Raw genomic sequence first — 14,623 nt, 5'->3', positions numbered from 1 at the left:
TACACTTGCATTTAAAACCAATTTTATCTTAGTTTGTAAAGTGAACACAACTGATATAAACAGATACAAGACATCCGATTGCTTACCGCCCGCATTTAACCGCTTCACATTTCTCTGGATTCTATCTTTTCTTGCACTCACCCTGGCAAGGTGTGGTAATCAGGAAGAAGGCGGAGTGCTAAGCCCCAAAGCTTCTATGAAGGCCATGGAGTTGGAAGAGGGCTTTGATGTAGCGTTGGTTGCATCGGAGCCTTTGGTCATTGCCCCGGTGGCGATGACGTTTGACAACGATGGCCGTATGTGGCTGGTTGAAATGGATGGGTACATGCCGGATACATTGGGAACGGGTGAAGATGCGCCCGTAGGCCGAATTGTGATTTTGGCAGACAAGGACGGCGATGGGCAGATGGACGACCGGAAAATTTTTCTGGATTCCCTCGTCATGCCCCGGGCACTCTGCCTGGTAGGTGGAGGATTGCTGGTTGCCGAACCTCCAAGTCTGTGGTTTTATGAATTGGAAGGCGATAGGCCCGGCAAGCGGACGTTGGTAGACAGCGCCTACGCGGAAGGCGGTAATGTGGAACATCAGCCGAATGGGCTTTTACGGGGGTTGGACAACTGGATTTACAGTGCCAAGTACGATTGGCGGTATAGAAGACATCCGGACGGCCATTGGCTCAAGGAAAAAACCCATTTCCGCGGTCAATGGGGAATCAGCCATGACGATTGGGGAAGGTTATATTACAACGATAATTCCAGTAACCTCTCGGGGGACTATTTTCCGCCGGGCCTCGGTGCCGGTAACCCCAATCAACGTAAAGTAGCCGGATATGGAGAAACCATTGTTGCCGATAAACGTGTGTATCCAATACATCCCACTACCGGTGTCAACAGGGGCTATATGGAGGGGATACTGGACAGTACGGGCCGATTGGTGAATTTCACCGCTGCATGCGGTCCTTTGCTGTATCGCGGTGGATTATTGCCAGGTATGAACGCTTTCGTGGCCGAACCGTCGGCTAACCTGATTAAGCGCAACTTACTCCAGACCGATGGCTTCCGCGTAACTGGCAAGCAGGCGTATCAGGGACGCGAGTTTCTGGCAAGTGACGACGAACGGTTTCGTCCCGTAAATCTCCACGATGGGCCGGATGGTTCGTTGTATATTCTTGATATGTACCGTGGCATTATCCAGCATAATACGTATTTAACTCCTTACCTGAAAAGCGAAATCGCCAAACGTAATTTGACATTGCCACTGGGCATGGGGCGGATTTATCGGGTATACCCGCGGGATGCTAAACGTACCTCGGTTGCGATTCCGGGGAATACGGATTCGTTGATTTCATTATTGGCGCATCCAAACGGGTGGGTACGGGACCAGGCGCAGCGATCTTTAATAGACCGGCATGCTACGGATGCGGTAGAAAAATTACGCAATTTACTGAAAGCAAATATCGAACCCCTGCAGGCGATTCATTCGCTGTGGACGTTAGAGGGGCTAGGTCAACTGATGCCAAGCGATTTGGCGATTGCCCTGAAACATCCCCGCTGGGAAGTGCGTGCGCAAGCGTTGGCGGCGCTGACTTCGTTGAAAAATGTAGCTTCGCCGGATCAATTGATCGATTTACTGAACGTAACGATGGCCTCACAGGATACCCTGCTTGCTCCTTTCGCCATGCTGACCATGTCATCATTGGCCACGGAAGGCGTTCCTGAGATGATTCCGGTAAGCAAACGATGGGCGGAGGCATATGCGAAGGATCGATATGTATCCGATGCGTTGATAAGCGGCCTTTCGGGGTATGAACAAACGTATCTACGCGAGATCGAAGGACGGAAAATCGATACCGCCACGGTATTGCATCGCCATCTTGTTGCGGTGGTCGATGCGATTAACGAAAAGAGCAAGGGCGAGAGCCAGGCGTTGCTGGCAAAACGGTACCCCAAAGGAACGGCACTCTTCCAGACGGCATGCCAGCCCTGCCATGGAGAAGACGGAAGAGGGGTGTCGCCCATCGCACCGCCTTTGGCTGGCTCGGAATGGGTAAAGGGAAATAAAGAAAGGTTGATGGCGCTGGTATTATACGGGTTGACCGGACCTGTTGACGTTGCGGGTCATACCTATAAAACCCCGGAGGTAAGTGGGGAGATGCCTGGGATCGCCCATAATCCGGCAATCGGCGATGCCGAGCTGGCTGAGCTTCTAAGTTATATTCGTAACGCCTGGGGCAATAATGTCGGAGATAAAGTGTTGCCCGAAGACCTGGGTGCAACCCGGTCCCGGTTCGGCGATCGAACGGAACCTTTTGTCCAGAGCGAATTGCATGAGCTGTTTGGCAAAGATTAACTAGTTTTACCGATATATGTCTACATTATCCCAAATTACTGAAAACAAAATCGTAGCAATTCTGAGAGGCGTGCCCTCAGCACAGATCGTGGACGTTGCGCAGGCTTTGCACGCCGGGGGAATCCGTGTACTGGAAATTACGATGAATTCGGAGGAACCGTTAACCGCTATCCGGAAGGTGACGGAAGTTTTTGGCGACGGGATGGTGATCGGGGCCGGAACGGTGCTTGACACGGCGATGGCAAAAGCGGCCATTGCGGCGGGCGCAAAGTTTGTGCTTTCGCCGATTGTTGAGCGCGATGTTATCAACGTAACCAAAGATCTTGGTGCAGTGAGCATCCCGGGGGCTTATACCCCTACGGAGATTTATTCCGCATTTCAATGGGGGGCTGATCTGATTAAGGTGTTTCCTGCTACATCGCCCGGTTATATCCGGGAGCTTTCCGGTCCGCTTCCGCAGGTACCTTTGCTACCCACAGGGGGAATTACCCCACAAAATATCAACGATTACAAAGAGGCGGGTGCCGTGGGATTCGGCATTGGCAGCGCGTTGGTGAACGCCAAACAACCCCTTACCGCCCAGTCGTTGGAGACGATTACTGAAAAGGCACGCCAATTTGTGGCTGCAATTGCTAAACGATAATAAATCTTTACGATGAGGATCAAATCCTATGAACTATTTCTGGTGCCCCCACGATGGCTGTTCTTGAAAATCGAAACAGACGACGGCTTGGTAGGGTGGGGTGAACCTGTGATCGAAGGAAAAGCGGCGACCGTGAAGGCGGCGGTTGACGAATTGATGACGTACCTGGTAGGAAAGGACCCACTGCCCATTGAGGACCACTGGAATGTGATGTACCGGGCCGGTTTTTATCGAGGTGGCCCCATTTTGATGAGTGCGATCGCGGGGATCGATCAGGCTTTATGGGATATTAAAGGAAAATACTACGGTGCTCCCATTTACCAGTTGATCGGTGGTAAGGCAAGAGACAAGATGAAGGTGTATTCCTGGATCGGCGGAGATCGTCCGGCCGACGTTGGAATGGCAGCAAAACGGATGGCCGACAGCGGCTTTCTGGCGGTTAAAATGAATGCAACCGAAGAATTGCAATATGTAGATAGTTACGCCAAAATCGACGAAGCGGTAAGTCGCATTGCGGCAATACGCGATGCGGTGGGAGGTGACCTGGGAATCGGGGTCGATTTCCACGGCCGGGTTCACAAACCCATGGCAAAAATACTGGCGAAAGAATTGGAACCGTTTCGGCCAATGTTCATCGAAGAACCGGTATTGCCCGAAAATAACGAAGATTTGCGGGAGATTGCCAACCATGTATCCATCCCCATCGCTACGGGCGAACGGATGTTTTCGAAATGGCAATTTAAATCGTTGCTGAGTGCGGGGTACGCAGATATTATCCAACCGGATCTTTCGCATGCCGGAGGGATCACCGAGTGCAAGAAAATCATTTCCATGGCGGAAGCCTTCGATGTGGCAGCGGCGCCACATTGCCCGTTGGGCCCAATTGCCCTGGCCGCCTGTTTGCAGGTAGATGCCACCTGCCACAACGCGTTTATCCAAGAACAAAGCCTGGGCATCCACTACAACCAGGGTAGCGACCTGTTGGATTACCTGGAAGATAAATCGGTATTCCAATACCAGGATGGGTATGTAAATATTCCGGAAGGGCCGGGACTGGGCATCACCATCGATGAAACGCACGTTCGAAAAATGGCGGCAGTGGGACACCAATGGCAAAATCCCGTTTGGCGCCATGAAGATGGCAGTGTCGCGGAATGGTAGGGCTATGGAGCTGTTTTTAAGCTGCGACTGGGGAACAACCGCCTTCCGGCTTCGGCTGGTTCGGGCCGAGGATCTTAGCGTTCTCGCCGAAGTAACGCAAGGGAGCGGTATTGCCGAAACCTACAGTCGCTGGATCGATCAAGGAAGTCCGCAAAGGCAACTATTTTATGCGTCGATATTGAAGGAGCGGATCGGTGAATTGGGTCAACAATCCGGACTGTCTCTGACTGGAATCCCGGTGATCCTTTCGGGTATGGCCTCCTCGTCTATCGGGATGAAGGAACTGCCTTATCAAAAATTGCCGTTCGGTCTCGACGGAGCCGGTTTGTTGGTGGAGAAGCTCGCGGCTGACAACGATATGAATCCGCTTTTTGTCATTTCCGGCGTGCAGAGCGAGACCGATGTCATGCGTGGGGAAGAGACCAAGATTTTGGGCTGTTCGTCGATGCTGGCAAACGATGATCAGGAGCAGCTCATTATCCTGCCCGGTACTCACTCCAAACACGTAATTGTTAAGCAGCAACAGGTTATTGAGTTTAAAACTTACATGACCGGTGAGTTTTTTAAGTTGCTGTCGACACATAGCATCCTTTCCGCATCCGTGGCGGAAGAAACGGATTTCGATGAACCGGCCAATCAAGCGCGTTTTTGCGCGGGAATCAGAGCGGCGCAAGAGTCCGGACTCCTGCATGCGGCGTTTCGGGTAAGGACGAATCAACTTCTTGAAAGCGTCCCCGGAACCGAAAACTTCTACTATCTGAGTGGACTGCTGATCGGTTCGGAATTGAAAGATATACCTCCCGGTATAGCGGTTCATTTGGCTGCAGGATGGACACACAGTACTTTATACCAAACCGCTTTGAGCGAGCTTGGGGTGATGGTCAGAGGCGCGATGGACGCCGATGCGGCGCTGATTGCAGGACAGTACATGATGCTTTCGAGACAGGATTAATTGGTTTTTTTTACTATTGTAGGAAATTTCCAATTATACCGAATTACATTGAAAATCTCGAGCGTATACCAAGCTTTGAATCTTACTGATGAGTAACAAATTTCATTACGGCCAGATACTGGCCCTGCTTTTTCTTTTCTGCTCCTGCGGGCAGCGAGATCGTGTCACCCCGTTAAGTCCGGAGCCGAACAGTCATATTGTCGTCATCGGCAATTCATTTGGTGTGGGGCTCCAGGAGCATAATTACTTCGAAACGCTCTTGCATATGAGTTTCCCCGAACGTCGTATCCAAATGCGGAATCTGGCGTGGAGTGCCGATGAAGTAAGTCTGCGCCCCCGGCCGCTTAATTTCGGGACGCTGGACGAACATCTGCACCAACAGGAAGCGGATATTGTTTTCGTTTGTTTCGGACTGAATGAAGCATTCAAGGGACGCGACAGCCTGGATAATTTTCAGCGTGACCTCCGGGGTTTTCTTTCGCATCTGCAGCAACAGCAATACAATGGAAAAGAGGCACCACGGGTCATCCTGGTTTCGCCAATTGCCCACGAAGACCTCGGGGGCTTACTGCCGGATCCGGCTGATCACAATAAAAACCTGAGTGCTTACACGGAGGGCATGCGGGAGGTTGCCCGTGAGCTGGGCATCTCATTTATCGATCTGTATGCACCCACACGGGATCTGATGAAGCGCAGCGACCAACCGTTAACGACCAACGGGATTCATCTCAACGATGTTGGATACCGGGAAGTCAGCGGAATCATGGCTGCTGCATTGGGGTTTCCCGTGTCCGTGTGGAAAGAAGATCCACACGCCATGCGTTTGAAAGAATTGGTGAAAAAGAAAAACCAACATTTCTTTTACCGGTTCAAAGCGCAAAACGGCGAGTATATTTATGGCCGGCGGAAAGATTGGGCGGGAGGGGAAGCGCTTCCTGCTGAATTGCAGAAAATTGATCGCATGGTCGTGCAATTGGATAGCCTTATCTGGGCGGGCAGCGACAGCCAGGCGACGGTCGATTTGGAAAAGGCGGTGGCAATTACCCACATTAACGGGCCATCTAAAACGGTCATCGACCGAGAGGCAGGCCGCAAAGCGCTTGAAAAGGCAAAATCTCAATTTATTCTGCAAGAGGGGTACGAAATTAACCTTTTTGCTTCCGAACTGGACTTTCCGATTGCGAATCCGGTGTCATTGACCTTCGACCCGCAGGGAAGGTTGTGGGTGGCTACTATGCCTGCTTATCCCCATTACTTCCCGGGCAATCCGCCCGACGACCGCATTGTGGTGCTTGAAGACTCCGATCGCGATGGGGTAGCCGACAAGCATACGGTATTTGCCGACAGTTTGTACCTGCCGTTAGGGTTTGAACTGGGAGATGGTGGCGTTTACGTAACGCAGGCACCCGACATGATCTTCATGCGGGATACCGATGGCGACGGCCGTGCGGACGAGCGCAAGACCCTTCTCAGCGGATTTGGAACCGAGGATGCTCACCATACGCTCAATACCTACACCTGGGGGCCGGACGGGGCATTGTATATGCATACGGGCACCTTTCTGCATTCACAGATTGAAACTCCGTATGGACCACGTCGGGGAGCCTACGGGAATACCTGGCGGTTCGACCCGCGGACGATGAAACTGGACGAGTATATCTCATATCCGTACGCCAATCCTTGGGGAAGTGTGTTCACCCGGGATGGTACACACCTGATTGCCGACGTGTCCACCGGAATGAATTATTTTGCACCGCCGCTTACGGTAGCGATTGATTACCCCAAGAAGCACATGGGTATGAAGGATTTCCTGACCTCGCCGGCAAAACCGAAAACCTGCGGAATGGCTGTGGTATCCAGCAGGGCTTTTCCGGAACATGCGCAAGGAAACGTGCTTTTCAATACATTCATCGGATTCCAGGGGATCAGACAACATACGGTCACGGAGGAAGGCAGTGGCATTGTAGGGCATGAAATCGAACCTCTTTTACAGTCTACCGATCCGAATTTCCGCCCTGTGGGCCTGAAATTCGGGCCTGACGGCGCATTATACGTAATCGATTGGTATGACCCGATCATTCAGCATGGGGAACAAAATTTCAGGGATTCGTTGAGAGACCATACCCGCGGGAGGATATGGCGGATAACGTATACGGGAAAAGAGGTATTGCCCGTGACCGATCTTAGTCGATTGTCTATCCCTGAGCTGCTCGATCAGTTGAAAGTTTATGAGGATGGTTTGCGATACCGGGTCCGCATGCAGCTCCGGGAGTTTACGGCCGAGGAAGTCTTGCCTGCTGTTGACAAATGGATCGCCGGCTTGGATCGGAACGACCCTGAACGCGACCAGCACCGTTTGGAGGGATTGTGGGTATACCAGCAGTTCCACCATCCCAATGAGCACCTATTGGATGAGTTGCTGAAAAGTGAAACCCCCGCGATACGAGCCGCCGCCGTGCGGGTGTTGCTGTATTGGTCGAATGCCCTAAAAGATGCCCAGGAACGACTTGCCACCCTGTCTACAGACCCTTCACCTCGGGTAAGGCTGGAGGCTGTGGCTGCACTCAGCCACTTTAAATCCGAAGCTTCCGTTAATGCGTTATTGGCGGTCACCGAACAACCTGTGGATGACTACATCGGATATGCCTTGATCGAGTCGTTTAAACACCTGAAGCCGGTTTGGATGGAGATGTTTAAAAAAGACAAAAACTTTTTGGCTGATGCACCCGAAAAAGCCGATGCGTTGCTCCGCCCGCTTGCTTCGGCAGCGGAATTACAGGTACCGGGGTTCATCACGGACGATCCCAAACATGCGCAATACGGAGTCGCGCCGCTGTCTGCTGCGGATTTCGAAGCGTTGGCGGGCGTTACGGCCGTTGAACAGTTCCGTGAACGGCACCGGGAATTGCTGAACCCGCAAACCGACAAACAGGAGGCTACGCCTGATTTGCCACGAAAGGATATGGGAGAGGTCGTCGTCCACGTAACGGCATTGCCCGGAAAAATGGCCTTTGATAAAGAGGTTCTTACCGTAACAGCAGGAAAAACGGTTTCCCTGATTTTTGAAAACAACGACCAGATGGCACATAACATCGTGATCGTTAAACCGGGAAGCGAAGAAAAGGTCGGAACAGCCGCCGACGGTATGGCGGGACTTCCGGATGGCTACGAAAAGAACTTTATTCCGAAGATGCCTGAGGTGCTCTTTTACACGCCACTTGTCAGTGCCGCTGAAACCTTTCAGTTGAATTTTACCGCACCGGATAAACCGGGAGATTATCCGTTTCTCTGTACGTTTCCGGGGCATTGGCGGGTCATGAAAGGAGTGATGAGGGTGATTGTTCAGTGAAAATGACGGAACTTGCGCATCATGTGGCGGTTCTTCCGTCCGGAATGAATTGAATTTTATCGATTTAGCGTTGACTATTTCCGAAATGTTTTTGCTAAATTTGACGGAACACCGATGTTAATCAATTATGCGACCTCGCTCAATAAAGTGGTTAATAGGCATCGCGATTGCACTAATTATCGCCTTGCTTTCCGGTTATTTTTTTGTCGGACGCAAACCCGTTGGATTGGGAACTTCCATGCCCATACCGGCCGTCGTTGATTACAATTTTCACATCCGCCCGATCTTGTCCGATAAATGTTTTGCCTGCCATGGGCCGGATAAGAACGCACGCGAGGCGGACCTGAGGCTCGACACAAAAGAGGGGGCGTACAAAGCATTGGTGGAAACGGCCGGGATGCATGCGATTGTCCCCGGCCATCCGGATCGAAGCGAGGCGTACCGCCGTATTACCAGCGACGATGAAACCGTGAAGATGCCGCCGGTATCCTCCAACCTGGCATTGACAGATTACGAGATCCGGCTCATCGAACGATGGATCCGGCAGGGAGCGGAATACAAACCGCACTGGGCGTTTGTCCCACCCGAAAAGACGGAAACGCCGGAAGTCGATGATAACGATTGGCCTGCCAGTCAATTGGATTATTTTGTATTGGCTAAAATGGAAATGATGGGGCTTGAACCCAATCCGGAGGCTGATAAGTCCCATTTACTGCGGCGTGTATATCTGGATTTAACCGGTTTGCCACCTACCGAGGAGCAGCTTCAACGGTTTTTGGCCGATCATTCACCCAATGCCTATGAAAAGGCCGTCGACGAACTGTTGGCATCAAAGGCTTACGGTGAGCGGATGGCGATGCATTGGCTGGACGTAGCCCGCTACGCGGATTCCTATGGTTATCAGGATGATGATATCCGTACGCAATGGCCTTGGCGTGACTGGGTGATCCACGCATTTAATGAAAACATGCCTTACGACCGCTTCGTGACCTGGCAGGTGGCGGGAGATATGCTACCCAATGCCACGAAAGAGCAGATTTTGGCATCTGCGTTTAACCGGAACCATAAAATCACGGAAGAGGGCGGTGTGATTGAGGAGGAATACCGGGTGGCCTACGCATTGGACAAAACCAACACCTTCAGCAAAGGCATTCTGGGCATCACGATGGAATGTGCACAGTGCCATGACCATAAATACGATCCCTTTACGCAGAAAAATTATTTTCAGCTGTACGCTTTTTTCAATAATTCCGCCGAAAAAGGCCTGGAAGGACTCGTCAACTCCGGGCCATCCAAGACGCCCCGGCTTACCATCACCCAAGCGGATGTGGATAGCATTCTGCAATTCATAAACAAAGCCGGCGATACAACGGCGGTATCCGTATCGGTAATGGGCGAACTCGACGAGGTACGGCCGACCTACATACTCGATCGGGGCGTATACGATGCGCCGACAGAACGGGTATATCCGGGTACTCCGGAATCCATCCTGTCGTTTGACAGCACGCGGTATGCACCGAACCGGCTGGGATTGACTGCCTGGGCATTCAGCAAAGAGAATCCGCTGACGGCGCGGGTATTTGTCAATCAGCTATGGGCGATGGTTTTCGGACGCGGCTTGGTAGCTACCGTGGCCGATTTTGGTAACCAGGGGGAACTGCCCAGCCACCCGGAATTGCTGGACTGGCTGGCAGCAGATTTCCGTGACAATGGCTGGGACGTAAAACGGTTAATGAAACAGCTCGTGATGAGTGCTACCTACCGGCAATCCTCCCGCGTGACCCAAAAGCACCTGAAAGAAGATCCCGATAATATCTACCTCGCACGGGCAAAGCGGATTCGGTTGCCGGCGGAGTTTATAAGGGACCTGGCATTGGCGAGTAGCGGACTGCTCAATCCGGAGATCGGCGGCCCCAGTATAAAGCCCTATCAGCCGGATGGGATATGGGAAGTAACCAGCTCAGGCAGGGGAGCTTTGTCGAACTATGTGCAAGACCATGGAAACGACCTGTACCGACGGGGCATGTATGTGTTCATCAAATTAACGGTACCGCCACCCAATATGCTGATTTTTGATGCAAGCAACCGCGATATGTGTGAAGTTACCCGCCAACGTACCAATACACCGCTCCAAGCATTGGTGATGCTGAACGATCCGGTTATCCTGGAGGCATCCCGTGTACTCGCGGGAAGCTTGTTGCAAGCAACGCCTGATGCAAAACCGCGGGAACTCATTACCCGTGCGTTCAGACGGATTTTGAGCCGGGATGCCAGTGAGAAGGAACTGACATTGCTCGAATCCTACTATTCGGGTGAGTTAAGTCGCTATCGGGAATCACCGGCCGATGCAGCAGCATTTGTGAATGTAGGTGAGGCCCCCCAGGTGAAGCTGGATCCCGTTGAACAGGCGGCTTTGATGGCCGTTATTCACGGACTGTACAACCTGGAAGAAACCATTACACGGACATAGAACTGAAGGCTGATAACAAAAACGAATGGCATGAAGAAAGATAGGATACTGGAGAAGGAGGTCGAAAAAGCCCGCTTGTTCGAAAATCGCAGACAGTTTTTATCGCGGTTAAGTATCGGTATAGGAAGCGCAGCATTGGGTTCGTTACTGATACCGGATCTGTTTTCCGGCAGGAGTGCAGACGATGAGGGAATGGTGCCAGGTCTGGCGCATTTTGCACCCCGGGCAAAACGGGTTATTTACCTTTTTCAAAGCGGCGGGGTATCTCAGCTGGAATCGTTCGATCCCAAACCCAAGCTCCGCGAAATGATGGGGCAAGACCTCCCCGAGTCGGTACGGGGTGGGCAGCGGCTCACGGGAATGACGGCAGGTCAGGCAAGTTTCCCCTTAGTGGGATCCTATTATGACTTCGCCCAATACGGAAAAAGCGGGGCGTGGGTAAGTTCTGTGTTCCCGCATATGGCAAAGATTGTGGACGACCTTTGCATCATCCGGTCATTGCATACCGATGCAATTAATCACGATCCGGCAATTACTTTTTTTCAGACCGGTGCCCAGCAGGGAAACCGCCCCAGTATGGGAGCATGGTTGAGTTACGGACTGGGCAGCGAAAACCAGAACCTGCCGGCTTTCTGTGTATTGGTATCCAAAGGGAGAGGCAACGGACAGGGGGTGTACGCCAAACTATGGACCAACGGTTTCCTGGACTCCGTACACCAGGGCGTACAGTTGATGGGCGGGCCGGATCCGGTACTGTATCTCGGTAATCCCGCTGGAACCGATAAAGTAAGTCGCAGAAAGCTGTTTGATAAGCTGGCTGAACTGAATCAGCTTCAGTTCGATGCGTTCGGGGATCCTGAAATTACGGCAAAGGTTCAACAATACGAGATGGCTTACCGGATGCAAACATCTGTGCCCGAAGTTACCGACCTGTCTAAAGAGCCGGATCATATTGTCAAACTTTATGGACCGGACTGCCTGGTCCCAGGTACCTATGCCGCCAACTGCTTATTGGCTAGAAAATTATCTGAAAATGGCGTGCGGTTCGTTCAACTCTACCATCAAGGATGGGATCAGCATGGGAACCTGCCCAATGAGATGGCTACGCAGGCTAAGGACGTCGATCAGGCTTCAGCGGCTTTGGTAACCGACCTTAAACAACGCGGACTGCTTGACGAAACATTGGTCATCTGGGGCGGAGAGTTCGGCCGGACTAATTATTGCCAGGGAAGGTTGGAACACAACAATTACGGACGGGATCATCATCCACGCTGCTTCAGCGTATGGATGGCTGGTGGAGGCATAAAACCCGGAATGGTATACGGAGAAACCGATGAGTTTGGGTACAACATCGTTAAGGATCCCGTGCATGTACACGATTTTCATGCAACCATTCTGAATCAATTGGGATTGAATCATGAGAAATTGACCTACCGACACCTGGGACGGCGCTACCGCCTTACCGACGTGGCCGGTACGGTGGTAAAGGATATATTGGTGTAGCCGCTAGCATGAAATCAATCCATACCGCCCTGCTTAATCTGCTCATTGCATTTCAGGTATTTATTGTTTTTTTTCTGCTTTTTGAGAGCCGGATTCAGGTGCCGGCATCGTTGCAGGTGGTGGGGCGCGCGCATCCGCTATTACTGCATTTCCCGATCGTTTTGTTGGTATTAGTCTGGCTGCTTGGGTGTTTTGGGCAGAAACTGGAAATCGGGCATACGCAGGTGAAACGGCTTGTTTACGCACTGTTGTTATTGACGGCATGGAGCGCAGCGATAACGGCAATGGCCGGGTTGTTCCTTTCAAAGGAAGGCGGATATGAGGGTTCGGGTTTCCAATGGCATAAATGGACGGGAGTGGTACTGTGCTTTCTGTGTACCGGTCTGTTAGGATATCACAGACGGATTTCCATCGCGGGGAATACGTATTCCAATCTTTTCAAAGCCGGGCTCAGTATCGCCTTAGCGGTGTTGTTGATCGCCGGACATTACGGTGCGGGATTGACTCACGGCGAAGATTACCTGTTTGAGCCGATACAACGTAAAAAGCAAAAGGAATTGGACGTCGAAACGGCCGTTGTGTTTTCCGATCTGGTGTATCCGATCCTCGAGGCAAAATGCCTGAGTTGCCATAGTCCCAGCAAAGCCAAAGGTGGTTTGATATTGTCAGACACAGCCTTGATGATGCAGGGGGGCGATAGCGGTCCGGCGTTGGTCAGCGGTTCCGCAGATGAGAGCCTCCTTGTCCAGCGGCTGTTGCTTGATGCCGATCACGAGCACCATATGCCGCCCAAGGGCAAACCCCAGCTGACACCCGAGGAGCTGGCGTTGATTGAGGCATGGGTGGTTTCCGGAGCCGATTTCGACACGCGCCTGGCGTCACTGGCGGCAGATGACCCGATTCGCGGGTTAGCCGTCGCAATTTATGGGCCGCCCAAGGGCGAAACCTACGATTTTCCGGCGGCTGATGCGGAAGTGATAGCGAAACTGAACACACCGTATCGCGTTGTCAAGCCCGTCGCGCAAGGGTCGCCCGCATTGTCTGTAGGCTTTTACGGAAAGGCTTCATTCACCGAGCAGTCGCTGAAGGAACTGGTGCCGGTCGCGCCACAGGTGGTATCGATGTCACTAAGCGGGATGCCCCTTTCAGAGGAAGATCGGGAAGTAATCAGGAATTTTACCAATCTGCGTGAGGTGATATTGAACGGAACGCCTGTGGACGATCGGTGGAGCGAGACGTTGGCGACGTTGTCTAACTTGCATACCCTTAGCCTAAGTAGCACAAATGTGACAGAGGCCGGCCTCGAAACCTTATTGGCTATGCCGAAACTGGCACATGTATACGTCTGGAATACGCCGGTGGAAGCAAGTGCGCTTGATAAATTGCGACGGCAATATAAAAACATTACGATTGAACAGGGCTACAGGGACGATGGCCAGACGATATTTCCGTTGAACAACCCGATCGTCAAGCCGACCAGTCGTTTTTTCAGAGACGAGGTAACCGTTGAGCTTAGTCACCCCATCGCTGGTGTCGAATTGCGCTATACGCTCGATGGAAGTGAACCGGATAGCATTCATTCACCGGTTTATCAAAAACCGTTTATCCTGAAAGCCGCTACTCCGATCCGGGTAAAGGGCTATAAATCCGGATGGCTTTCCAGTGCGGAAGTTTCAACGGTTTTTTACCGATCCGCAAATCGTCCGGATCGTGTACATCTGCTGAGTTCGCCGGACCCTCGCTATAAAGGACGGGGAGCATTTAACGTCGCCGATTTGGTAAGTGGAGGTGATAACCATGCGGATGGCAAATGGTTGGGATACCACGGCCAACCCATGAACGTGTCTTTTCATTTCAATGAAGCGATCGATCTGGACACCATTGGTATCAGCTTGAAACAATTGTATGGAGCCCACATTTATCCCCCAAAGACCATCCAGGTGTGGGGAGGTGCGGATTCGGCAGGTGCACGGTTATTGAATAGTTTCGAGCCGGTTTTGGAAAAACCAGAATCGGTTTCTGCCAATCGTATCGTCGATATACCGGCAACTGCCGAAGCGATCCGTTATCTCCGGTTGGAAGTGAAGCCCTTCGTTCCCATACCCCAGGGATATCCGGCTGAGGGAAATCCCGCTTGGATTTTTGTGGATGAAATCATCCTCAATTGAGTGTAGTATCTCATCCATGACGGTTCA

The 14,623-nt window shown here is 51.9% G+C and carries 8 protein-coding genes; all 8 read left to right on the top strand.

Annotated features, from left to right (window positions below; genetic code table 11):
• The first annotated feature begins 196 nt into the window (after window positions 1–196).
• Window positions 197–2,350 (top strand): c-type cytochrome, encoded by a 2,154-nt coding sequence (locus tag ACFQRK_RS06240; RefSeq protein WP_379004721.1) that lies wholly within the window; start codon window positions 197–199, stop codon window positions 2,348–2,350.
• A 16-nt stretch (window positions 2,351–2,366) separates the two neighbouring features.
• On the top strand, window positions 2,367–2,993 hold the full coding sequence (locus tag ACFQRK_RS06235) for a bifunctional 4-hydroxy-2-oxoglutarate aldolase/2-dehydro-3-deoxy-phosphogluconate aldolase (protein WP_379004719.1): 627 nt from the start codon (window positions 2,367–2,369) through the stop codon (window positions 2,991–2,993).
• 12 nt (window positions 2,994–3,005) lie between these two features.
• Window positions 3,006–4,154 carry a galactonate dehydratase gene (dgoD, locus tag ACFQRK_RS06230; protein WP_379004717.1) on the top strand — a complete coding sequence of 383 codons (1,149 nt, stop codon included), beginning with the start codon at window positions 3,006–3,008 and terminating at the stop codon, window positions 4,152–4,154.
• The gene (locus tag ACFQRK_RS06225) at window positions 4,126–5,106 is read left to right on the top strand and encodes a 2-dehydro-3-deoxygalactonokinase (protein ID WP_379004715.1); all 981 of its coding nucleotides are present in this window, start codon (window positions 4,126–4,128) and stop codon (window positions 5,104–5,106) included. The genes dgoD and ACFQRK_RS06225 overlap by 29 nt, the downstream gene beginning before the upstream one ends.
• A gap of 88 nt (window positions 5,107–5,194) precedes the next feature.
• On the top strand, window positions 5,195–8,455 hold the full coding sequence (locus ACFQRK_RS06220) for a PVC-type heme-binding CxxCH protein (RefSeq protein WP_379004713.1): 3,261 nt from the start codon (window positions 5,195–5,197) through the stop codon (window positions 8,453–8,455).
• A 127-nt stretch (window positions 8,456–8,582) separates the two neighbouring features.
• Window positions 8,583–10,925: a PSD1 and planctomycete cytochrome C domain-containing protein gene (locus tag ACFQRK_RS06215; protein ID WP_379004711.1), complete on the top strand. Its 2,343-nt coding sequence runs from the start codon at window positions 8,583–8,585 to the stop codon at window positions 10,923–10,925.
• Window positions 10,926–10,955: 30 nt separating this feature from the next.
• Complete coding sequence (locus ACFQRK_RS06210) at window positions 10,956–12,428, top strand: DUF1501 domain-containing protein (protein ID WP_379004710.1); 1,473 nt, start codon at window positions 10,956–10,958, stop codon at window positions 12,426–12,428.
• An 8-nt stretch (window positions 12,429–12,436) separates the two neighbouring features.
• The gene (locus tag ACFQRK_RS06205; RefSeq protein WP_379004708.1) at window positions 12,437–14,596 is read left to right on the top strand and encodes a c-type cytochrome domain-containing protein; all 2,160 of its coding nucleotides are present in this window, start codon (window positions 12,437–12,439) and stop codon (window positions 14,594–14,596) included.
• Window positions 14,597–14,623: the final 27 nt, after the last annotated feature.

Source organism: Parapedobacter sp. GCM10030251 (assembly GCF_042666505.1).
Lineage (GTDB): Bacteria > Bacteroidota > Bacteroidia > Sphingobacteriales > Sphingobacteriaceae > Parapedobacter.
This window is presented reverse-complemented; position numbering and strand designations above follow the sequence as displayed.

Excerpts from the sequence above, each read along its gene's own strand:
- ACFQRK_RS06240 (WP_379004721.1), top strand. The coding sequence starts at position 197 with ATGAAGGCCATGGAGTTGGAAGAGGGCTTTGATGTAGCGTTGGTTGCA.
- ACFQRK_RS06235 (WP_379004719.1), top strand. The coding sequence starts at position 2,367 with ATGTCTACATTATCCCAAATTACTGAAAACAAAATCGTAGCAATTCTG.
- dgoD (WP_379004717.1), top strand. The coding sequence starts at position 3,006 with ATGAGGATCAAATCCTATGAACTATTTCTGGTGCCCCCACGATGGCTG.
- ACFQRK_RS06225 (WP_379004715.1), top strand. The coding sequence starts at position 4,126 with ATGAAGATGGCAGTGTCGCGGAATGGTAGGGCTATGGAGCTGTTTTTA.
- ACFQRK_RS06220 (WP_379004713.1), top strand. The coding sequence starts at position 5,195 with ATGAGTAACAAATTTCATTACGGCCAGATACTGGCCCTGCTTTTTCTT.
- ACFQRK_RS06215 (WP_379004711.1), top strand. The coding sequence starts at position 8,583 with ATGCGACCTCGCTCAATAAAGTGGTTAATAGGCATCGCGATTGCACTA.
- ACFQRK_RS06210 (WP_379004710.1), top strand. The coding sequence starts at position 10,956 with ATGAAGAAAGATAGGATACTGGAGAAGGAGGTCGAAAAAGCCCGCTTG.
- ACFQRK_RS06205 (WP_379004708.1), top strand. The coding sequence starts at position 12,437 with ATGAAATCAATCCATACCGCCCTGCTTAATCTGCTCATTGCATTTCAG.